The sequence below is a fragment of the Streptomyces sp. NPDC090442 genome, from assembly GCF_044769405.1.
Lineage (GTDB): Bacteria > Actinomycetota > Actinomycetes > Streptomycetales > Streptomycetaceae > Streptomyces.
In genome coordinates this window covers 83,346-102,880 of record NZ_JBIVXW010000024.1, presented here as the reverse complement: position 1 = coordinate 102,880, position 19,535 = coordinate 83,346, and the positions used below count along the sequence as shown (strand labels likewise).

The 19,535-nt window shown below is 69.2% G+C and carries 22 protein-coding genes; 17 read left to right on the top strand and 5 right to left on the bottom strand.

What is annotated here, in order from left to right:
* The first annotated feature begins 6 nt into the window (after nt 1–6).
* The 3 genes from ACIQU6_RS18685 (at nt 7) to ACIQU6_RS18675 (ending at nt 2,149) form a co-directional block, all read left to right on the top strand.
* Nucleotides 7–216 (top strand): hypothetical protein, encoded by a 210-nt coding sequence (locus ACIQU6_RS18685; RefSeq protein WP_403482720.1) that lies wholly within the window; start codon nt 7–9, stop codon nt 214–216.
* A gap of 91 nt (nt 217–307) precedes the next feature.
* Nucleotides 308–535 (top strand): hypothetical protein, encoded by a 228-nt coding sequence (locus ACIQU6_RS18680; protein ID WP_403482719.1) that lies wholly within the window; start codon nt 308–310, stop codon nt 533–535.
* A 309-nt stretch (nt 536–844) separates the two neighbouring features.
* A complete protein-coding gene (locus ACIQU6_RS18675; protein WP_403482718.1) occupies nt 845–2,149 on the top strand; it encodes an APC family permease in 1,305 nt (434 codons plus the stop codon).
* Nucleotides 2,150–2,168: 19 nt separating this feature from the next.
* Here ACIQU6_RS18675 and ACIQU6_RS18670 read toward each other — a convergent pair whose 3' ends face one another.
* Nucleotides 2,169–2,657, bottom strand: a complete 489-nt coding sequence (locus ACIQU6_RS18670; protein WP_403482717.1) for a GNAT family N-acetyltransferase — start codon at nt 2,655–2,657, stop codon at nt 2,169–2,171.
* A gap of 280 nt (nt 2,658–2,937) precedes the next feature.
* Entirely contained in the window at nt 2,938–4,215 is a 1,278-nt protein-coding gene (locus ACIQU6_RS18665) for a serine aminopeptidase domain-containing protein (RefSeq protein ID WP_403482716.1), read from the bottom strand.
* A 37-nt stretch (nt 4,216–4,252) separates the two neighbouring features.
* On the opposite strand from ACIQU6_RS18665, the gene ACIQU6_RS18660 reads away from it, so the two are divergent.
* Together ACIQU6_RS18660 and ACIQU6_RS18655 are read left to right on the top strand one after the other, a co-directional pair.
* A complete protein-coding gene (locus ACIQU6_RS18660; protein WP_403482715.1) occupies nt 4,253–4,834 on the top strand; it encodes a helix-turn-helix domain-containing protein in 582 nt (193 codons plus the stop codon).
* A gap of 674 nt (nt 4,835–5,508) precedes the next feature.
* Nucleotides 5,509–6,324, top strand: coding sequence for a LuxR C-terminal-related transcriptional regulator (locus ACIQU6_RS18655; protein ID WP_403482714.1), 816 nt, complete (start codon nt 5,509–5,511; stop codon nt 6,322–6,324).
* Here ACIQU6_RS18655 and ACIQU6_RS18650 read toward each other — a convergent pair.
* Nucleotides 6,255–7,208, bottom strand: coding sequence for a UbiA family prenyltransferase (locus tag ACIQU6_RS18650; protein WP_403482713.1), 954 nt, complete (start codon nt 7,206–7,208; stop codon nt 6,255–6,257). The genes ACIQU6_RS18655 and ACIQU6_RS18650 overlap by 70 nt on opposite strands.
* 317 nt (nt 7,209–7,525) lie before the next feature.
* On the opposite strand from ACIQU6_RS18650, the gene ACIQU6_RS18645 reads away from it, so the two are divergent.
* The 8 genes from ACIQU6_RS18645 (at nt 7,526) to ACIQU6_RS18610 (ending at nt 15,413) form a co-directional block, all read left to right on the top strand.
* A complete protein-coding gene (locus ACIQU6_RS18645) occupies nt 7,526–8,302 on the top strand; it encodes a YqcI/YcgG family protein (protein WP_403482712.1) in 777 nt (258 codons plus the stop codon).
* Nucleotides 8,299–9,117: an arginase family protein gene (locus ACIQU6_RS18640; protein ID WP_403482711.1), complete on the top strand. Its 819-nt coding sequence runs from the start codon at nt 8,299–8,301 to the stop codon at nt 9,115–9,117. The genes ACIQU6_RS18645 and ACIQU6_RS18640 overlap by 4 nt, the downstream gene beginning before the upstream one ends.
* Before the next feature lie 100 nt (nt 9,118–9,217).
* Nucleotides 9,218–10,195 (top strand): cysteine synthase A, encoded by a 978-nt coding sequence (gene cysK, locus ACIQU6_RS18635; protein ID WP_403482710.1) that lies wholly within the window; start codon nt 9,218–9,220, stop codon nt 10,193–10,195.
* 56 nt (nt 10,196–10,251) lie between these two features.
* On the top strand, nt 10,252–11,367 hold the full coding sequence (locus tag ACIQU6_RS18630) for a homoserine O-acetyltransferase (RefSeq protein WP_403482709.1): 1,116 nt from the start codon (nt 10,252–10,254) through the stop codon (nt 11,365–11,367).
* Between the two features lie 34 nt (nt 11,368–11,401).
* Nucleotides 11,402–12,136, top strand: a complete 735-nt coding sequence (locus ACIQU6_RS18625; RefSeq protein ID WP_403482708.1) for an SDR family oxidoreductase — start codon at nt 11,402–11,404, stop codon at nt 12,134–12,136.
* A gap of 72 nt (nt 12,137–12,208) precedes the next feature.
* A complete protein-coding gene (locus ACIQU6_RS18620) occupies nt 12,209–13,135 on the top strand; it encodes a RimK family alpha-L-glutamate ligase (protein ID WP_403482707.1) in 927 nt (308 codons plus the stop codon).
* Nucleotides 13,136–13,137: 2 nt separating this feature from the next.
* Nucleotides 13,138–14,049 (top strand): DMT family transporter, encoded by a 912-nt coding sequence (locus ACIQU6_RS18615; protein ID WP_403482706.1) that lies wholly within the window; start codon nt 13,138–13,140, stop codon nt 14,047–14,049.
* 392 nt (nt 14,050–14,441) lie between these two features.
* Nucleotides 14,442–15,413, top strand: coding sequence for a hypothetical protein (locus tag ACIQU6_RS18610; protein WP_403482705.1), 972 nt, complete (start codon nt 14,442–14,444; stop codon nt 15,411–15,413).
* A gap of 118 nt (nt 15,414–15,531) precedes the next feature.
* Here the strand turns inward: ACIQU6_RS18610 and ACIQU6_RS18605 are convergent, their stop codons facing one another.
* Together ACIQU6_RS18605 and ACIQU6_RS18600 are read right to left on the bottom strand one after the other, a co-directional pair.
* Complete coding sequence (locus ACIQU6_RS18605) at nt 15,532–15,732, bottom strand: LuxR C-terminal-related transcriptional regulator (RefSeq protein WP_403482704.1); 201 nt, start codon at nt 15,730–15,732, stop codon at nt 15,532–15,534.
* A 421-nt stretch (nt 15,733–16,153) separates the two neighbouring features.
* On the bottom strand, nt 16,154–16,504 hold the full coding sequence (locus ACIQU6_RS18600) for a helix-hairpin-helix domain-containing protein (RefSeq protein ID WP_403482703.1): 351 nt from the start codon (nt 16,502–16,504) through the stop codon (nt 16,154–16,156).
* A 795-nt stretch (nt 16,505–17,299) separates the two neighbouring features.
* On the opposite strand from ACIQU6_RS18600, the gene ACIQU6_RS18595 reads away from it, so the two are divergent.
* The 4 genes from ACIQU6_RS18595 to ACIQU6_RS18580 all read left to right on the top strand — a co-directional run bounded on the left by ACIQU6_RS18595 (nt 17,300) and on the right by ACIQU6_RS18580 (nt 19,523).
* Nucleotides 17,300–17,425 carry a transposase gene (locus ACIQU6_RS18595; protein WP_403482743.1) on the top strand — a complete coding sequence of 42 codons (126 nt, stop codon included), beginning with the start codon at nt 17,300–17,302 and terminating at the stop codon, nt 17,423–17,425.
* Nucleotides 17,422–18,351, top strand: coding sequence for a LysR family transcriptional regulator (locus ACIQU6_RS18590; protein ID WP_403482702.1), 930 nt, complete (start codon nt 17,422–17,424; stop codon nt 18,349–18,351). The genes ACIQU6_RS18595 and ACIQU6_RS18590 overlap by 4 nt, the downstream gene beginning before the upstream one ends.
* A gap of 71 nt (nt 18,352–18,422) precedes the next feature.
* Complete coding sequence (gene fabD / locus ACIQU6_RS18585; protein WP_403482701.1) at nt 18,423–19,268, top strand: ACP S-malonyltransferase; 846 nt, start codon at nt 18,423–18,425, stop codon at nt 19,266–19,268.
* Nucleotides 19,269–19,271: 3 nt separating this feature from the next.
* The gene (locus tag ACIQU6_RS18580; RefSeq protein WP_403482700.1) at nt 19,272–19,523 is read left to right on the top strand and encodes an acyl carrier protein; all 252 of its coding nucleotides are present in this window, start codon (nt 19,272–19,274) and stop codon (nt 19,521–19,523) included.
* The last annotated feature ends 12 nt before the right edge of the window (nt 19,524–19,535 follow it).

Below are 19,535 nucleotides of genomic sequence, written 5' to 3'. Positions count from 1 at the left end.
TGCTTCATGGCTGTGACAGACGCACGAACGGCGAACGAGGTGTGCAAAAGGCTGCACGAAGCCTTGCGCACCGTCGAGTTGGACCTGCAACCACCGGTCGTGGCCACGATCTTCACCGCTGACGGCGTGCTGGTGGACCAGGTCGTTCCCCCGCTGTTGTCGACCGCTCAGGCCGAGACGCTGTGCAAGATCCTGGAGAAGGAGGCACAGCGGTGAGCGGCGGCACCGAGGACGTGGGCAAGAAGAACGCCGAGAAGAACAGGCAGTCGTCGAAGACCACCGACGCGGGCAAGAACACGAAACCGGCGTGGTAGCAGTGGCCGACTCCTACCGCCACCGCTCCCGCGCCCAGGAAGAGCCCGTGACACTGGGCGAACTCGCCGGTTTGAACCCGGACCCAACCCCCGGCTGCAACAAGTGCCTGTCCTGGGCGGAGAAGCGCAAGCAGGCACGCGCCCGCCGCGACTACGCGGCGGCCGCTGTCGCCAGCGAGGAGATGTGGCGACACCAACGCGGAGCGAGCTGCCGTGGCTGAGATTGAGGAGCACGGCAGCGCCCCGGAACCGTACGTGCTCCCCGGCGTCACGTTCGTCCCCAAAACCAAGGGAGTGCCCGTTGCTCCGTGCCCGTCCCCGTGCCGGCTCTGCGCCGCGAGGGGGCGATACGAGCGAGAGGCCGGGAGGGATACAGCTCGCCACGAGCGGGGTACTCCTCCCGCCGGGGCGGCACCTCCCACTATGGTGCGGTCGTCAGACCCGTCGCTCCCTCTCCCCCGCCGTCCCTCCCCACTCGGCAACGGCACGGCGCCACGCCCTCCACCCTCCGTTCGAGGAGCCAGCCAAGCATGGGCACCCCTCCCACCCCCGCCGCTCCCGATCCCTCCGTCCCCTCCATCCCCGGCAATCCCGACGAACTCCCACGCCGGCTCGGGGTGTTCGACGCCGTGGTGATCGGGCTCGGCTCGATGCTCGGGGCGGGGATCTTCGCCGCGCTGGCGCCGGCCGCGTCGGCCGCCGGCTCCGGACTGCTGCCGGGGCTGCTGGTGGCAGCGGTGGTGGCGTTCTGCAACGCGACGTCCTCGGCGCGGCTGGCCGCCCGGTACCCACGTTCGGGCGGAACCTATGTCTACGGCCGGGAACGCCTCGGGGACTTCTGGGGCTACCTGGCCGGTTGGGCCTTCGTGGTCGGCAAGACCGCCTCCTGCGCCGCGATGGCGCTGACCCTGGGGTCCTATCTGTGGCCCGCCCAGGCCCACACCGTGGCGGTCGCTGCCGTGGTGGCGCTGACCGCCGTGAACTACACGGGAGTTCGGAAGTCCGCCTGGGCCACCCGGTTGATCGTCGCGGCGGTGCTGGCGGTACTCGCCGCCGTGGTGACCGCCTGCCTGTCCTCCGCGACCGCCGACGCCTCCCGGCTGGACGTAGCGGCGGACGCCACCCCGACCGGCATCCTCCAGGCCGCCGGCCTGCTGTTCTTCGCGTTCGCCGGCTACGCCCGGATCGCCACGCTGGGAGAGGAGGTCCGGGACCCTGGGCGCACCATTCCGCGCGCCGTCCCGCTCGCGCTCACCCTCGCGCTCGTCGCCTACGGCGCCGTCGCAGTCGCGGTCCTCTCCGTCCTCGGCCCCGAACGCCTCGCCCACGCAAGCGCTCCGCTGGCAGAAGCGGTACGAGCGTCCGAAGTCCCGGCCCTGGTCCCGGTCGTACGAGTCGGCGCGGCCCTCGCCGCGGCCGGTTCGCTGCTCGCGCTGATCCTCGGCGTCTCGCGCACCACCCTGGCGATGGCCCGGGACCGCCATCTGCCCCACGCCCTCGCCACCATCCACCCCCGCTTCGCGGTCCCGCACCGGGCCGAACTCGCGGTGGGGGCGGTGGTCGCCGTCCTCGCCACCACCGCGGACCTGCGCGGCGCCATCGGCTTCTCCTCGTTCGGCGTGCTGGTGTACTACGCCATCGCCAACGCCTCCGCGTGGACCCTGCCCCCTGGCGAGGGCCGCCCACCCCGCCCGGTCCCCGTCCTCGGCGCGACCGGCTGCCTGGCACTGGCCTGCGCCCTCCCCCTCACCTCGGTGCTCCCAGGCATCACGGTCCTGGCAGTCGGCGCCGCCGCCTACGCCACCCGCAAGGCCATCACCACACGGCGCCACTAAGTCGTAAATCCCCCTGTCCTCAGGGGAGTTCCTTCCGCATCAACGTGCACACCGTCTCGTATCGGCGCACCGACCCGTCCGGAGCCAGTTCGTCCCAGGCATCAGGCTCACGGCCGTAGGCGACATACCCCAGCCGCTCGTACAGTGCCCGTGCGCGGGGGTTGCTCTCCTCCGCGGCGAGCTCGGCCCGACGGATGCCACGCTGTCTGATCCGCTCCTCCGCCGTCCGAATCAGGAAGCTGCCGACTCCGCACGACTGCCAGGCGGGATGGACCGCCAACTGCCACAGCGTGCCGGTCGCCTCCCGAATCGCGTAGTCCACTCCCCCGATGGCCACCGGCACGCCCGAGGGCGGGCACACCGCCAAGTAGTCCACCTCACCGAGCTCGGCCCTTCGCAACTGCTCGGCAACGGACCGAAGATGGAGGGCAGAACCCGCCCACCCGCACGCCGCCAGATCATTCGCCGCAAGATCGCGCGCCGAGAGCGGCAACACCATCTCGTCCATCGCCCTCACCACCTCCGGCTGATCAGGATCGGCGCGGACGCCCCCAGTCGACAAGGGGTTTTCAGCGAGGGCCCGGATCGCCTCTCGACGGTTTCGAGAGCACTTCACTTGGGGAATTCGGGGAACTTCTGCGGCCTTCTGGGAACTTCAACGTGTTTCCGGGGGAGCGCATGGGACATGCGGCGAGGGCGATACCGTCGGGCAATGCGCCGCGGCCGAGGGTGACGTGGCCGTCGTAGTCGTCAATGGACCGCGCTGACGTGCGTGTGGGGGGTCTCCCCTACCGTTGCGTCAGCCAGGTTGCGATCTCCTCGATCACGGTCGGCTCGACGTGCCCCGGTCGTGCGTACTCGGCCGGGGTGGCCGGGCCGCTGCCGGGGATGAAGAGGTGGTTGGCGTCCTGGTGGATTCGGATCGATACCTCGGGTCGGTCTGCCAGGGCGTCCTGCCAGCGTGACAGGTCGTCGGCGACGGTGACTTGGTAGTCCCGCTCGCCTTGCAGGATCAGCATGGGGCAGGTCAGTCCGGCTGCCGTTGCCACCGGGTCGTAGGCGCGCTGGTCAAGCCAGTAGACGGCGGAGAATCCGAGCGGCAGCAGCTCCGGTGGTGTGTCGGGGGTGAGTTCGGGGTCTGCCACGACGGCGGCCTGCTGGATGAGCGCGGCCACCGCCTCGTCCGTGCTCGGGCCAGGGGCGAGCGCCGCGAGGTGGCGGGCCACTCGCACGATCGCCTGGTGCATCGGTTGCGTGTCTGCCGCGAGCAGTACCAGACCTGCGATGGAGGGGTCGGCGGCGGCGATCCGGGGTGCCACCTTGCCGCCCATACTGTGGCCGAGCAAGTGGATCCGGTCCGAGGCCACTTCGGGCTGGTGCCGGAGCAGTTGGACGGCGGCGAGTGCGTGTGGCAGGTACTCGTCGGCCATGGTGAAGTCAGGTGGCAGGTGGTTCGGGTGCGCGAACGTCATCTTGTCGAAGCGGAGTACGGCCACCTGTCGAGAGGCGAGCCCCCAGGCGAGGTCCTTGAGTGGTTTGTTCGGGCCGCTGCTCTCGTCTCGGTCGAACGCACCGCCGCCGCTGAGCAGTACCGCGGCGGGCCACGGGCCGGGGCCAACGGGCAGGCTCAGCGTGCCGGGCACCGCGAGCGGCCCCTCGCCCAGCAGGACTTCCCGCTCGGTGAACAGGTCCGGGGTCGCGTAGTGGGGCGGCTGCCACTCGGCGCCGTCGTCCGAAGCGAGCCGCAGACCATGTAGCAGTCCCTCACCGTCGACCGAAGTGACCACGGTGAAGCTGCCGTTGGCGCAGGTCACGGGGGTGCGCACGCGCACCAAGCCAGCGGCGCTGGGCTCATTCACCGGCTCTCCGATCGCATGAACCCCGCCCTGCGCGGCAGTCTCGGCCGCCCACGCGAGCCGCAGCGCCTCGGCGGAGACCGCGGTACGCAGTGGTGGCGCGAACAGCTTCACGATCTGGGCGAAGTCCTCTGCCCGTAACAGCGCGGCGAGGCCCCGCGCCGCGCCCGGTTCCCTGCCTCCCGATGCCCCGCCCTCATCTATTCTCATACTTGAGAACGGTAGCAGTTGTGAGAACATTCAGGGCGTGGATTTCCTGGACCTGATCGCCCACCCCATCCGGCTGCGGATCATGCACGCGATGGGCGGTGGACGGCTGCTGACCACCGCTCAGCTCTGCGCACGTATCCCCGAAGCGTCCAAAGCCACCGTCTACCGGCACATCGATCTGCTGGTGGACAACGGGATCCTGGAGGTGGCCGAGGAGCAGAAGGTACGAGGCGCGGTGCAACGCCACTACGGCCTCCGCCAGGACCGGGCCGTGATCGGTGCCGAGGTGGTCCGCTCGCTCACCCCAGACGACCATCGAGGGGCATTCGCCACCGCGATGACCGTCCTGCTCGCCGAGTTCAACACCTACCTCGACCGCGAACAGGCCGACCCGGTAGCCGACCAGGTGGGCTACCGCCAGCATGCACTCTGGCTCAGCCCGACGGAACTGGACCAGCTGATCGCGGAGTTGCGTGCGGCCATCGCGCCGAGGCTGGCAAACAAGCCGGCCCCCGAGCGAGCTCAGTACCTGCTCAGCCCCATCCACTTCCCGGTAGAAGCCCCAGAGCAGAAAGCCGAGCAACCAGCGACAGGAGCCGACCACGAGTCGAGCGCATGATCGGCCGTCATCGCGCGTAGCGCCGGGCCCCGGTCACCTCGAACCGCTCGATGACGAGGCGGAGACACTGCGTCGTCACCGGCAGCGCCTGCCGGCCCTATCCGGCTACGCCGACCGGCACTCCACCTACGAAGTCCTCCCAGACTCCGGGTCGTTGCTCTTCCCGGCGGCAACAAGACCAGTCCGCCATCGCCCGGTCTGACACCTCAACAGAGCCCGGCTCCCGTCCGCGGACCAGTGGCAACGGCAACGGCATGACGCTCATACGCCGTCGTCCGGGTCGCCAGGGCGTAGGCGACTGCGAAGGCGGACACGGACCGGCCGGCCTCCTCGACTCCGACGCGTAGCGAGCCCGCGATCCCGGGCAGGATCCCGCCCAGGGAACAGGTCCGGGCCGACCGCGAACGCTCCGAACGCCAACACCAGGATGCGGTGCACGAGTTGGCCCGCCTCTCGTCCAGTGCCGGTCGCACGCCAGGCGAGGTGCAGCGCATGGCGCGTTGGTGGGCGCGACCCAAGGCTGACCGCTATGCGGATACACACCCTCAGTGAATTTCGAATTGCGGAACTTTGCTCTCGCATTGCGGGTGTTTGATGTTAGCTTGGCCAGAGGACTTCGTGACAACGCCGCCCGAAGGGGCGATCACGTCGCTCCGTTTTCCGAGGAGGAAACTGTGTCGGGTCGTCGGGCCGCTGCCCAGGTGCTCCGTGCTGCCGTACCTGAGATCACCGAGGCGTACCGGGATGCGTTGGAAGACATCGGCAGCCCGCTGGTGTATCGCGACGATGTCTGGGAGCAGTGCCGCCATCAGGCGCAGAGCATCATGGGCGAGTGCGTCCAGGCGTTAGAGGGTGTCCAACGCCCCGAGTCGCCCGGAGTTGGCGAGTACACACGGCTGCTCGGGGCGCTCCGCGTCGTCCAACAGATACCGGTGTCCGAGTCGGTGCGGGCGGCCGACGTGCTCTGGCAGGCCGTGCAGAACGTGATGGCGAAGGTGCTCGACCGGGTGGAGGCCGAGCAACGGGTCGCGGTTGCGCAGACCGTGAGCACCGCCTTCGGTGTCGCCGTCGGGTACCGCCTGTACCAAGGGATCCGGGCGTACGAGGAGGCCCAGCGCACGGGGGCCTCCGCGGAGCCGGGGAGGGGGCCCGCGCCGTCCTCGGACGGCACGAACGCACAGGCCCTCGGCCTGCTGACGCTGCGGGAGCGGGAGATCCTCGAAGCGGTGCGCGCGGGACTGACGAACCGGCTGATCAGCCGCCGGTTCAACATCAGCGAGGCGACGGTCAAGCGGCATCTGCACAACGTGTACCGCAAGTTGGGGGTCAGCTCCCGGGTGCAGGCCCTCAACACCGCTTTCCCCGCAAGCGCCGCGGGCGTCGATCCCCTCCGGTACGCGCGGCCCGTCCGCGCGCTGGATCACCGGGCGCCGAGCGCGCTCAGCACGAGCAGGTTCGCGGCGTACTGCGTCACCATGAACGCCCGGTAGGCGCCGCGCCGTTGGCCGCGTGCGGCGCCTACCCGCCGGGCGTCCCGCACCACTCGGACGACGACCCACAGCGCCCCGGCCGCCACCGGCAGCGTCCCGGCCAGTGCGAGCGGGGCCCACGCAGCGGCCGCCGCCGTCCCGGCCAGGCCGACCAGCGCGGCGCACGTCACGGTCAGGGCCCGGGCCGCCGCCAGGCCGTGGACGACCGCGACGGTGCGCCGCCCGCCGGTCGCGTCACCGTCGGCGTCCCCCAGGTCCTTGGCCACCGAGCCGACCAGGGCCATCCAGGCCGCCATCACACAGCCGAACACCACGCCCGTGGCGCTCCATCCGTGGCCTGACGCCGAGATCCCGGCCGCGTACGAGGTCGCGCCCAGGCCGAACACCACCACCGCGCAGCGCACGCTCGACCGCTTCGCCTGCACCGGGCGTGCGGAGTAGGCCCAGCCGAGCAGCAGGAAGGCCACCACCCACCCGAACGTTCCGACGCCGGCCGTCGCGCCGAGCGCCAGCGCGGCGGCGGCCAGCAGGGCCGTGACAGCCGCGGCGGTGCGGACCGGGAGGGCTCCCCGGGCGATCGGGCGACGGGAGCCGTTCGCGCGGTCCTCCCGGACGTCCGTCACGCCGTTGAGCAGATAGGCGCACGCCACCGCACACCACCAGGAGGTGAGTCCCAGCACGGCCCGCCCCGGGGACTGCGGCAACTGCCCGGCGGAGACCGCGCCCACCACGAACCGCAGGAGGAACACCAGTTGAACCGACGGTCGCGCCTCCGCCCAGCACAGCCGCGCGGTCTTCAGCGCGGTGCGCCGTCGGGGGCCCGCCGTGCCCACCCGGCCGGCGACATTCGGCGAAGAAGCGACAGGAGCCGCGGAATCGGTCACGGCCGCAGCATAGAAACGGCCCCGGCGTGCTCGCCATACAACCATCGGCGTAAAAGGCGTACATCCTCACTGGGCCCTTGGTTGCACTTCCTTGTCATGCCGGACGTGCACCAGCAAGGTGGGCGGGGCGCGGCCTGGTTGACCTGAAACCGACGCCGCTGCGAGGGCGCACATGGCACCCGCACCGGAAACTCCGCGACCGCGGCGAACCGGGCGTGTGAAAAATCCTGGGAAGTTACAGGCAAGGAGCGGCAACTTCCGTGCGCCCATGCAGAGAAGAGAACAACGAGCAAGGAACAGCAGAAAAGGATGCTCAGTTGGAAAGGTCTCAGCAGACCGTAACGCTGATCTCCCAGGCGCAGGTTCTCGAAGGCGCGAAACGGTGGCATCGGGTGGCCTTCGAGGAGCTCGCAGCGTCTCTCACCGATCCTGATTTCCCTTGTGTCTTCTCCCGGAACGCCTTCCGCAAGCAGTTGTTGAAGTTCGCCTTCGTCGAGAGTGCCGGGAGTGCGGGCATCGGGCACCTGGCGAGGGCCCTCACCGAGTACGTCGAGCTGTCCCGGGACTGGGACGGCCGGCTGGACACCGCCTATCCGCTGGTCGTGCTGTTCTCGGCGGACGCCGTGAACGCGCGCACCGTCGCCGAGTACCACTCCTTCGGCTGGCGCGTGCTGCAGGAACTGCACCACGTCGATCCCGACCCCTGGCCCGAGGGCGTCGGAACGGACCCGGATTCCGAGACCTGGTCCATGTGCTTCCACGGCATGCCGCTGTTCTGCAACATGAGCAGTCCCGCGCACCGGAACCGTCGCAGCCGTAATCTCGGCGGCCATTTCGCACTCGTCGTCAATCCCCGGGAACGCTTCGACTTCTTCGCCGGAGAGACCCCGAGCGGTCGCAAGGTCCGCGCGAACATCCGCAAGCGCATCCGCGCGTACGACGGCATGCCGCATTCGCCACAACTGGGCTCGTACGGTGTCGGCGCCCTCGAATGGCGCCAGTACGGGCTCACCGAGGAGAACATCGAGCGGAGCGATGTGTGCCCGTTCCGTCCCCGAATATCCGTGGAGAAAGAGGAGTTGCTGGCCGAATGATCGAACTCATCGTGTCCCAGGGCCGCGTGGCCGACCGGGAGCCTCGGATGATCGAGGGCGCCGCCCACCTCGCCCGGGCCCTGGAGAAGCGCTACGGACTCACCGGCCGTTTCGTCGGGGAGCCGGCACCGCCCGCCGACGACGACTGGACCGTCAGCCTCCCGCAGGCCCGGGAGACGCTGAACGGGCTGGGCCGGGCCGTCACCGAGAGCATCGCGAACGGCAACCGGACGGCCCTGATCTCCAACACCTGCTCGGCGAGCCTCGGCACGTTGCCGGTGGTGGCCCGCGAACTCCCGGACGCCGTGGTCCTCTACATCGACGGGCACGGCGACTTCAACACACCGGAGACGACCGGCACCGGCTACCTGGGCGGGATGGTCCTCGCCGGCGCGTGCGGACTCTGGGACAGCGGCCACGGTGCCGGGCTCCGCCCCGCACAGGCGGTCCTGGTCGGGGCGCGCGACATCGACGACGCCGAGGGCGAGTTGATCGCGCGGCACGGCGTCCGGGTCCTCCCCCCGGCCCGGACGACGCCCGAGAACATCCTGGATGCCGTCGGCGACTCCCCGGTGTGGGTGCACATCGACTGGGACGTGCTCGAACCCGGACACGTACCGGCCGACTACACGGTGCCGGACGGCCTGTTCCCCGAGCAGATCCGGGCGATCTTCGACGCCATCCCGGCGCGGCAGCTCCGCGGCGTCGAACTGGCCGAATTCAACGCCCCGTTGGACGACGACGGCAGCGCACGCGCGATCGAGACGATCCTGGGCATGGTCGCACCCGCCTTCGAGAACGTCCCGGTGGGCTAGCCCACCCGCTGCACGCAGCAGACAGGGGCCGACCGCCGGCCCCTGTCTGTCCCCTTCCCGTGGCCGGCGCCACGGGCCCCGCTCGCAAGGAGTACTTCCGATGCCTCTGCACGACAGCATCCTCGACACCATCGGCCGCACCCCGATCGTCAGGCTGCACCGCATGGCACCCGCCCACACCACGGTCTATGTGAAGGTCGAGTCGTTCAACCCCGGCGGCTCCGTCAAGGACCGCCTCGCGCTCTCCGTCGTCCTCGACGCCGAGGCGAGGGGGCTGCTCAAGCCCGGTGACACCATCGTCGAGTGCACTTCCGGGAACGTCGGGATCGCCCTTGCCATGGTGGCCGCGGCCCGGGGCTACCGGTTCGTGGCGGTGATGGGCGACACCTACTCGGTGGAACGCCGCAAGCTGGTCCGGGCCTACGGCGGAAAGGTGCTGCTCTTCCCCGGCCACCTCGGCAGCAGTGGGGGCAACCAGATCGCGGACGAACTCGCCGAGCGGCACGGCTGGTTCCGGGCCCACCAGTTCGAGAACCCGGCCAACCCCGCGTACCACCGCGAGACCACCGCCTCGGAGATCCTCGGCGACTTCGCGGGAAAGCGGCTCGACTACTTCGTCACCGGCTTCGGCACCAGCGGCACCCTGACCGGCGTGGGGCAGATGCTCAAGCGCGCCCGCCCCGACGTGCGGGTCGTCGCCACCGAGCCGGAGAACGCCGCCGTGCTCGCCGGACAGGAGTGGAACGTCCACCGGATCCAGGGCTGGGCCCCCAACTTCGTGCCGGGCGTGATGGACCGCAGCGTCATCGACGACCTGGTGACCGTCAACGAGGTGGAAGGGCGCGACACCGCGCGCAGGTTGGCCGCCGAGGAAGGCATCTTCACCGGCATCTCGGCCGGAGCCACCCTGGCGACCGCGCTGCGCGTCGCCGAGACCGCGCCCGCGGGCTCGGTGCTCCTCGCCATGCTCCCGGACACCGGAGAACGTTATCTCTCCACCTTCCTCATGGAGGGGGTGCCGGAGGGATCCGACGACGAGTGGCTGGCCTCCCTGGAGAGCGGTGACGGTACCGCCTGATCCCGACACCCGACTCCACCGCCCCGCGGCGCACCCACATCCGTCAGGAGACAGACATGAGGGAACTCGTCCCGCCCGCGGCCCGCTTCGTCGGCCTCCCCTCAGGTTTCGCCATGCGGCGGGGCGGACGACTGCACGGTGCCCGCATCGCGTACGAGACGGTGGGCCGGCTGAGCCCCGCACGCGACAACGCCGTCCTGGTCCTCACCGGACTCTCGCCCGACGCCCACACGGCCTCCCACCCGGCGGACACCAGCCCCGGCTGGTGGGAGGCGATGGTGGGTCCCGGGAAGCACGTCGACACCGATCGCTGGTACGTGATCTGCCTGAATTCACTGGGCAGTTGCAAGGGGTCCACCGGGCCCGCCTCGGTCGACCCCGGCACCGGCGGGGTCTACGGTCCCGACTTCCCGGACCTGTCGATGGAGGACATCGCCGACGCCGCGGCCCACACGGTGCGCGCCCTGGGCGTGGACCGGCTCGCGTGTGTGATCGGCACCTCGATGGGGGGCATGAGCGCGCTGTCCCTGTTGGCCCGACACCCCGGCCTGTCCCGCAGCCACATCAACATCTGCGGCGCAGCGCGCGCCCTGCCGTTCTCGATAGCGGTCCGCTCACTGCAACGCGAGGCGATCCGGTACGACCCGCACTGGAACGGGGGCCGCTACGACGACACCGCCTATCCCGAGCGCGGCATGCTCACCGCACGGAAGCTCGGCATGATGACCTACCGGTCGGCCCGGGAGTGGGACGGCCGCTTCGATCGGGCACGCATCGCGCCGGAGGCCCACGTCGGTGACGAATCCTTCGGCCACGAATTCCAGGTGGAGGGTTACCTGGAGGCGCATGCCCGACGCTTCGCGCGTCGTTTCGACCCCAACAGCTATCTCTGTCTCAGTCGCTGCATGGACCGGTTCGACCTCGGCGAATCGAGCGGCGTCAGCACCGATGCGGCACTCTCCCGCGTCCGTGTGGAAAGGGCCCTGGTCATCGGGGTCAAGAGCGATGTGCTGTTCCCCCTGCGCCAACAGCGACAGATCGCCGACGGCCTCGCCGCGGGCGGCACGGACGTCACCTTCCTGTCGCTGGATTCGCTGGAGGGGCACGACGCCTTCCTGATCGACACCGCGCGCTTCGGCACCCCCATCGCGAAGTTCCTGACCGTGCTCTGAACGCCCCCCGCTTTCCCCACCTTGGAGAACCCGCATGCCCAAACTCGCCCTCGTCACCGGAGCCAACCGGGGCATCGGCCTCGGGACCGCGCGTCAACTCGCCGCCGCCGGCGCCCACGTGCTGCTCGCCGGCCGCGACGGCGAAGCCGTCACCGAAGCCGCGAAGGCGCTGCAGGACGACGGCCTCGCGGTCACCCCCCTCGTCCTCGACGTCACGGACCCGGCCAGCATCCGCAGTGCCGCCGCGGAGGTCGAGGACGGTCACGGCCGCTTGGACATTCTGGTCAACAACGCCGGCATCCGCGTCGAGGAGTACGGAAAGCAGCCGTCCGAGCAGCCGGTGGCACGGTGGCGCGAGACCTTCGACACCAACCTGTTCGGGCTCGTCGAGGTGACCACGGCCTTCCTCCCGCTGCTCCGCAGGTCTCCGGCCGCCCGCATCGTGAACGTGTCCAGCCTGCTCGGCTCGCTCACCACCCACACCGATCCGCAGTCGTATGTGTACAGCCCCATGTTCAAGTCGCTCCCGGCCTACAGCGCCGCCAAGAGCGCGCTCAACTCCTGGACGGTGCACCTGGCCTACGAACTGCGCGAGACACCGATCAAGGTGAACGCCGTGCACCCCGGCTACACCAGGACCGGCATGAACGACGGCGAGGGCGACCTCGATGTCGCGGACGGAGCGCGGTCGAGCGTCGCGATGGCACTGCTCGACCACGACGGCCCGACCGGCACCTACACGCACGAAGGAGAAACCATCCCCTGGTAGCCGACCAGGAGACGGTCTCCCGCACCGCCAACCCGCCCTCTCCCCCACCCGTTTCCGCATTGGAGTTGCTCGATGGGCAACCACCTGGCCCTGGTCACCGACATGCCCAGCCTCGTGATCGACTACGACATGCCCCTGCTGTTCGACGCCTGCCAGGAGGTCGGCATCAAGGCCGAGATATGTTCCTGGCAGGATCCCGACATCGCATGGGACCGTTTCGACGCCGTCCTGCTGCGCTCCCCGTGGCGCTATGTGGACAACCTCCCGCAGTTCCTGGAGTGGTGCGAACGCGTCAGCAACGTGACGTCGCTGTTCAACCCGCTGCCGGTGGTGCGGTGGAACCTCGACAAGCACTACCTGGCGGATCTGGCCGGTGCGGGCGTGCCGGTCGTGCCGAGCCGCTTCGTGCCCCCGGGTGCGGATCCCGTGGTGGCGCTTCGGGCGTTCCTCGCCGAACACGACGGAGCGGAGGAGTTCGTGGTGAAACCGGCCGTCGGCGCGTACTCGCGGGACGTACAGCGCTTCTCCCGGTCGGCCGAGGACGGCGCGGTCGCGCACCTGGGCAAGCTGCTCGACCAGGACCAACACGTCATCGTGCAGCCCTACTTGGACGCGATCGACCGCGCCGGCGAGACCGATCTCATCTACTTCGACGGCGTCTACAGCCACGCCATCCGCAAGCGCGCACTGCTCCTGCCGGACGGCACGGTCGACGAGCCGACGCAACAGGCCCGTGCGGCGCGGGCGGCCACCAAGGACGAGCGGGCCGTTGCCGCGGCCGCACTGGATGCCGCCGCCGCACACCTGAAGCTGCGGGAGCCGCTGCTCTACGGCCGCGTCGACCTCGTCCGCGGCGCGGACGACAAACCCCTGGTCCTCGAACTGGAGCTCGGCGAACCGTCGTTGAGCATGCCGTTCGCGAAAGCCTCAGCCGCGCGGTTCGCGCAGGCCATCTCCGTGCGGCTGGAAGAAACCTCCCTGAAGCGGAAGACCCGATAACAGTGACCTCGCAGCAGAATTCCCTCACGCCGCTCGCCAGCACCGCGACGGCCTCGCCCACCGGCGGCACCCTGTACGCGGCGCTCGGCGTCGTCAGCTTCTCCTTCAGCTTCCCCGGAACGGTGTGGGCGCTCGACGGGTTCGGGCCCTGGAGCGCTATCGGGGTCCGCGGCGTCCTCGCCGCCCTCATCGCGCTGACCGCGCTCCGACTGACCCGGGCGCCGCTGCCGAAGCGCGCGGACTGGCCCGCGCTCGCCGTCGTGGCGGGCGGCTGCGCGGTCGGGTTCCCGCTGCTCACCACGCTTGCGCTGCAGACCTCGTCCACCGCCAACTCGGCGGTCGTGATCGGCGCGTTGCCGATGGCCACGGCAGCGATCTCCGCGGTGCTGACGCGGCGCAGCCCGTCGAAGGTCTTCTGGGCCGCGGCCGGTGTCGGAGCGGCCACCGTCGTCGTCTACACGCTGTCGCAGAACCACGGCCGACCGACCGTCGCGGACCTCTATCTCTTCGGCGCCCTGGTGGTCTGCGCGGCGGGATACGCGCAGGGCGGGCGGCTCAGCGCACGCATGCCTGGCTGGCGGGTCATCGCCTGGGGCGTGGTGCTGGCGGCCCCCGTCAACCTGGTCGTGTCCCTGTTCGCGCTGTCGCACGAACCCGTGCACCTCACCGCCAAGGCGATAGCCGGCATGGCCTACATCGCGGCCATCTCGCAGTTCGGCGGGTTCGTCGTCTGGTACAAGGGCATGGGCCTCATCGGCGTGGCACGGGCGAGCCAACTCCAGTTGGCACAGCCGTTGTTGACACTGGTATGGGCCGTGCTACTGCTCGGTGAGAGCTTCACCGCGGCGGTCCCCGTGACCGCGGCCATCGTCCTCACGTGCATCGTGGTCACCCAGAGGGCCAGGACGTCCTGAGACGGGAGCGAGCCGAGCCGCGCACGCTACCGGGACCTCGGAGGCGTCACCGTGCAGGAGCCGGCCGGAGACCGGATCGACGCGGACCGCGGCCGGGGCAGCGCCTGATTGCCAGACGTGCGCGGGTGCGCGGCGGGCAGCGCGGCAAGGTCGTTCGCGCTCGGTGTGCGGCAACCGTCTTCGGCGGGTCCGAGCACGCACTGCGCCAGACCGTCCTTGCCCTGACCGCCGGCTCCGGCCTCGCGGAGCACGACAGTCCAGGTGACGCGACGCTGTTGGTGTTGCGTGGACACCGTACGCCTGGCCAGTGGCGACACCTCCTGGGAGGGGCAGCATGTCAAGGATCATTGACCAACTTTGATTTCGGCAATGAAAACTGACAATGTCGCGACATGTCACGGAACCACGACTCGGCAGCGCCTTCCAGGATCCTCACCGAGGACGAGTACGAGCAGGCGTACAGCCGCCTGGCCTCCGCGGCCCGGCGTCAGGGCAGTTGGCTCGGTGCGGACGCCGCACACCAGGCGCTGGCGGAGGCGCTGGCCGCCATCGGCGTGGCCGTCCCGACTCCCGAGCCCGAGGCCGACACATGCACTTCACCGCGGACGGCCGATGTCGTGACCTGGCTCCTGCCCGGCGACGAGGAAGCTCGGCACGGCGGGTTCGTCCTCGGCCGCCTCGACGACGGCACCGTGCCCACCCACCGCTCGGGGCGCGCGCTGTACGAGCGCCAGTTCGCCGACTCCTCCACGGGACAGGGCGGCACGTGGAGTGGCCCCGCGCAGGGTGCCCCCTCCAAGGCACCTACCGCCCTCATCCCCGCCTGTGCCTGTGGGTGGCGCGGTGCGGATCTTCCCTACCACCCCGCGGGCGGAGTGTGCGGGGACGGCACCTGCCACGACGGACAAGCCGTCAGCGCCCACCGGGCGTGGCAGTCCCATGCGACCGCCGCCCTGTCCGCCGTGGTCCCCGACGGCTGCCGCGACCGCCTGGCCGCCCTGACCACGGCGCTCGGCGAACTCGCCGACCACCAGCCGCGGGCGGCCCTCGCCGTCAGCCGGCAGTTGCGGGAGATCGCAGGGTTGATCGAGCCGTTGGCCGTAGCCGAAGCCCTCGCGCACAGCGTCCCGTGGGAGACCATCGGCACCGACCTGGGACAGACCAAGCAGGCCGTCAACCGCCGCTACACCAACCCCTCACGCACGCTGTCCACCCGCGTGGAACAGATCGCCGGCACCAACGTCGAGACCCTGCTCACCACCGCCCGCAACCGGGCTCCCGGCACCCGGCTCCCAGGCATTGACTGGGCATCCGCAGCCCGTCGGGTGATGGACTCCAATTCCCCTTCCGATCCTGCGACATGACGACGTCACACCTCGCGTCCTGCCCACGGCGTGCGCGAACACCGGGCCCGATGGGCGCGTGGGATGAGGGGGCGAGAGCGGCCCCGGGTGCAGCCGATGGACCGAGGAGCTCGGCGAACTACCGGTAGGGCGAGGCAGGAGGTTCCGTTTCCGGTGCCAGGAGTTCTGGGATGTGGCGGAGCTGCGCCCGGCTGGAGACGGCGAGTGTTCCGTAGGCGTTGGAGAGGTGGTACCCCACGGTCCGGGGGCTGAGGTGGAGTTGGGCGGCGATCTCTCCTTGCTGGTGTGTCCCACGGCCGCGTGGCGGCTTACCTCCCACTCCTGCGGGGTCAGCCCGAGCCGGGCGGTGGGACTTGCGGCCACCGGGTGGACGTGGGTGAGTTCTCGCTCTGCCCGGGTTTGCCAGGGAGTGGCGCCGAGCCTGTTGAAGAGCGTGCGGGCCGCCTCAAGGGCGGTACGGGCTTGTCTTCTCCGGCCCGGTCGGCGCAGCGTTTCGCCGTGGAGGAGTTGTGCGCGGGCGAGGTTGAAGGGGCGGTGCGGCGTCAGGGCCGCTTCGGCTTCCGCAGCTCGCGTGAAGTGGGGCAGGGCCTGGTCCGCGTTCTCGGCGATGAGGCCCTCGATGCGGTGGGCGATGACCCAGGTACTCCCGGAGTGGCCGACCTGCGCCTGGTGCGTGGTGCAGAAGTCGCGGACCTCCTCGGTGCGTCCGCTCAGAACGCCTTCGGTCCTGTCCATCGGCCTCAGGACAGCGCCTCGCGGAGGATGCGCACGGCCTTCGGCCCGACTCCGTGCAGCGCCAGCAGTTCGGCGTCGGTCAGCTCGGCGATCTGGGCGAGCGTGGTGATGCCGGCGCTGGCGAGGGCACGGGTCGCGGGCACTCCGACGGTCTTGGGCAGGTCACCGACCGCACCGGGCGTCGCGGAATCCCCGGCGGCGATGCGTGCAGCCAGCCGCTTCGGTGCGCGCGAGAGCCAGGCGCGACGCACCCAGTGGTTGAGCTGGCACCCGTTGATGTCGCCCATCGGGCCCGAACGGTCCCGTGAAGGCGCGCCGAGCGGATGCCGGGGCGGGATGTCGCGTTCCTCGGTCATCTGCCCGGATGGCAGCGAGAGCACAAACGGAAATCGGCCATCCGCTTGGCCGAAGCCATGTGACACAACCGGCCAGATTGGCTCACCGACGTGTCGACCGACCCGTTACCGGGGCCCCGGATTCGCCACTGCGAACATGGCGGCGCGTTCGCGGTGTGAGGGCATCGTCAGTGGTGAGGCCGCACTTCGTGCGACACGGGTACCTGCGGGATACCTCTCGCAGCGCTCTGACCAGGGCCATCCGGCCCCTCCTCGGCGACCGTCCATCATTGGCCACCTTGTTTGTCCGATGATTGTCCAAATGGTTCGGGCACGTACGAAAACATCGGCGGTCTGGGGTAGAAAAGTCCCCACCAGAACGACGGGCAGGGCCAGGGTGACAGCCACGAGCAGGCGTGACTGTCGGGGTTGACACTTGTGGCGCTGCTCTCACGCCGTCATAGAGGGGGCTCACCAGGAGGCGTACGCCGCGCGGTTCCGCGCTCTTCGCATGGCACAGCGCGGCCCTACCTTTCGCCGACAGCGGCCAACTCCGTTGCATCTAAGCCCTGTTCATCTACGAGATGCCCGCTGGACCAGTAACGGTCCCGAGAACGCAACCGAGCACTCTCCGTCCGGCCAGCGCGAGTGGCGCTACTCGACCTGGCAGGGGTGGCCGATCCACAACAGCAACAAGGGACCGCCTGTTCTCCGTCGGCCAGAACCGAGGAGAGCGGCACAGAGGTCACCACCGGCACCACCGGCCGATGCCAGGCCCCGATCGACACTCCCCCATGACCTGGCACGCCGGATCTCCTGGATGGGCAAGCCGACCACCTGAGGCTCGCCACCGACTTCCGGGTTCACTTCGACAACAACGACGCCGAACGCGAAATCCGAATGGTTAGGTTCCAGGAAAAGGGCTCTGGAAGTACGCTATGAACGATCACTTGGGCTTCAGCCTCACGCAACTGCGTTATTTTGTGGTGTCCGCCGAACTCGGCAACATATCGGAGGCGGCAGAGCGGCTGTGTGCCTCCCAATCAACGGTGTCGGCGGCCGTTATGCGGCTGGAACGTCAACTCGGCGTGCAGTTACTGCTCCGCCACCATGCTCGTGGCGTCTCCCTCACCCCCAGCGGCCGGCGGTTACTGCGCGAAGCGCGGGCCTTGTTGGGGCAAGCCAGGAACTTCAAGGCCCAGGGCGACGCGCTGGCGAGCGAAACCACCGGGGCACTCGACGTCGGGTTCCTTGCGTCGGTCGCCCCGTTTCTCCTGCCGTTGACCCACCGGCTGCTCAGAGAGCGCTACGCGGCGCTACGGCTCAACGTCCGCGAGGAGTCCGCCGATCGGCTGTTGGAATCCCTCCAGGGCGGTCACTGCGAACTGGCGGTGACATACGACTTCCTGTCGGGCGATTCCAGGTTTCTCCCCCTGGTGGACCTGTCCATTCATGCGCTCTTGGCTGACGACGACCCGCAGGCCAGGACCGGACCGGTCGATCTGGCCGAACTGGCCACTCGTCCGCTCATCGCGTTGAACACCTCGGCCGCTCTCCGGCACTTCGAGAAGTTGTTCGCCAATGCCGGCGTCCATATGCCGGAGGTGATCACGACGACGAGCCTGGAGACCATGCGCGGTCTGGTGGCCGCTGGTTCCGGGTTCGCGTTGATGTACCAACGCGGCGCGAGCGGGGCCACGTTGGACGGCAGAAACGTTGCGGCAGTCGAGATCGCCGACGCCCTACCCCCGTCCTCGCTCGGTGTCGCCACGATGCCGGGTCTGATCGTCAGCAGCCGTGGCAGAGCCTTCCTGACGGCGCTTCGATCGGCGGTCGCAACGACCCCCACCGCGAACGCGATGGCCTGACTCACATCAGCGTCCCACGCGGTTTTCCCATGGTTCCCCCCACTGCGGTTCTCGCAGCCCAAAGGAGTATTGTGCTGGCGCTGATGTTTGCTGGACAGGGAAGTCAAGCAAAAGGGATGGGAGTCGAGGTCTTCGGGCGTTACCCGGGCCTCGTACAGTTCGCGTCAGAAGTCCTGGGATACGACCTCGTTTCCCTGTGTACGGAAGACCCCGAGAACCTGCTCAGCCGTACCGACTACACCCAGCCGGCGTTGTACGTCGTCAATGCGCTGCGCGCCTTCGAGCGAATTCATCAGGAAGACCCACTGGCGGACTGCTATCTGGGGCACAGTCTGGGCGAGTACAACGCCCTGCTCGCGGCCGGCGTCTTCGACTTCGAAACGGGGCTGCGACTGGTCGCCAAGCGCGGCGAGTTGATGGCGGCCGCATCCGACGGCGGCATGACCGCGGTGATGAACACGCCCGCGGAACAACTGCAGGAGATTTTCTCGGAGGACGACGTCGACGGGGTCGACATCGCCGGCTTCAACACCGGCTCGCAGTTGGTGATCGCGGCCACCCCACCTCAACTGAGCGCGGCGCACGCCGCGTTGGAACGCCGGGACATCCGGTTCGTGCCACTCAAGGTGAGCGCCCCCTTCCACTCCCGGTACATGGAGCCGGCGCGTGTGCAATTCGCCGAGTTCGTCGAGCAGTTCAGCTTTGCCGACCCCACGACTCCGGTGATCTCCAACGTCACTGCCAAGCCGTACGAGCCGGGACAGGTGGCACGCCTGCTCACCGAGCAGCTCGTGGCACCGGTGCGCTGGACCGACAGCATCCGCGCGCTCCTCGACAGCAACGACGGGGTCGAATTCGCCGAAATCGGCGGCTTCGCCCTCTCCCAAATGGTGTTCAAGATCAAGACTGGAGTATGACTCATGGCAACGACCACAGAAACGATTCGCCAGTACCTCGAAGACCGCTTCCTCTTCGAGTTCGACGAGACGATCAATCCGGACACCGACCTCTTCAAGGCAGGGGTCATCGATTCGTTCGGCTACGTCAAGCTGATGAGCTTCCTGGAGTCCGAGTTCTCGCTCAAGATCAGCACGGAGGACATCCTCACCAACGTCTTCGTGTCGCTCACCGCGATCGATGAATTCATCCAGAAGAAGCTCTCCGAGAAGTAGAAGGACGGAAGA

Bases quoted from the DNA above. Each gene is read 5' to 3' on its own strand.
- ACIQU6_RS18620 (WP_403482707.1), top strand. From the start codon at position 12,209: ATGGGCAACCACCTGGCCCTGGTCACCGACATGCCCAGCCTCGTGATC.
- ACIQU6_RS18590 (WP_403482702.1), top strand. From the start codon at position 17,422: ATGAACGATCACTTGGGCTTCAGCCTCACGCAACTGCGTTATTTTGTG.
- ACIQU6_RS18625 (WP_403482708.1), top strand. From the start codon at position 11,402: ATGCCCAAACTCGCCCTCGTCACCGGAGCCAACCGGGGCATCGGCCTC.
- ACIQU6_RS18685 (WP_403482720.1), top strand. From the start codon at position 7: ATGGCTGTGACAGACGCACGAACGGCGAACGAGGTGTGCAAAAGGCTG.
- ACIQU6_RS18610 (WP_403482705.1), top strand. From the start codon at position 14,442: ATGTCACGGAACCACGACTCGGCAGCGCCTTCCAGGATCCTCACCGAG.
- ACIQU6_RS18675 (WP_403482718.1), top strand. From the start codon at position 845: ATGGGCACCCCTCCCACCCCCGCCGCTCCCGATCCCTCCGTCCCCTCC.
- ACIQU6_RS18665 (WP_403482716.1), bottom strand. From the start codon at position 4,215: ATGAGAATAGATGAGGGCGGGGCATCGGGAGGCAGGGAACCGGGCGCG.
- cysK (WP_403482710.1), top strand. From the start codon at position 9,218: ATGCCTCTGCACGACAGCATCCTCGACACCATCGGCCGCACCCCGATC.
- ACIQU6_RS18630 (WP_403482709.1), top strand. From the start codon at position 10,252: ATGAGGGAACTCGTCCCGCCCGCGGCCCGCTTCGTCGGCCTCCCCTCA.
- ACIQU6_RS18580 (WP_403482700.1), top strand. From the start codon at position 19,272: ATGGCAACGACCACAGAAACGATTCGCCAGTACCTCGAAGACCGCTTC.
- ACIQU6_RS18640 (WP_403482711.1), top strand. From the start codon at position 8,299: ATGATCGAACTCATCGTGTCCCAGGGCCGCGTGGCCGACCGGGAGCCT.
- ACIQU6_RS18600 (WP_403482703.1), bottom strand. From the start codon at position 16,504: ATGACCGAGGAACGCGACATCCCGCCCCGGCATCCGCTCGGCGCGCCT.
- ACIQU6_RS18670 (WP_403482717.1), bottom strand. From the start codon at position 2,657: ATGGACGAGATGGTGTTGCCGCTCTCGGCGCGCGATCTTGCGGCGAAT.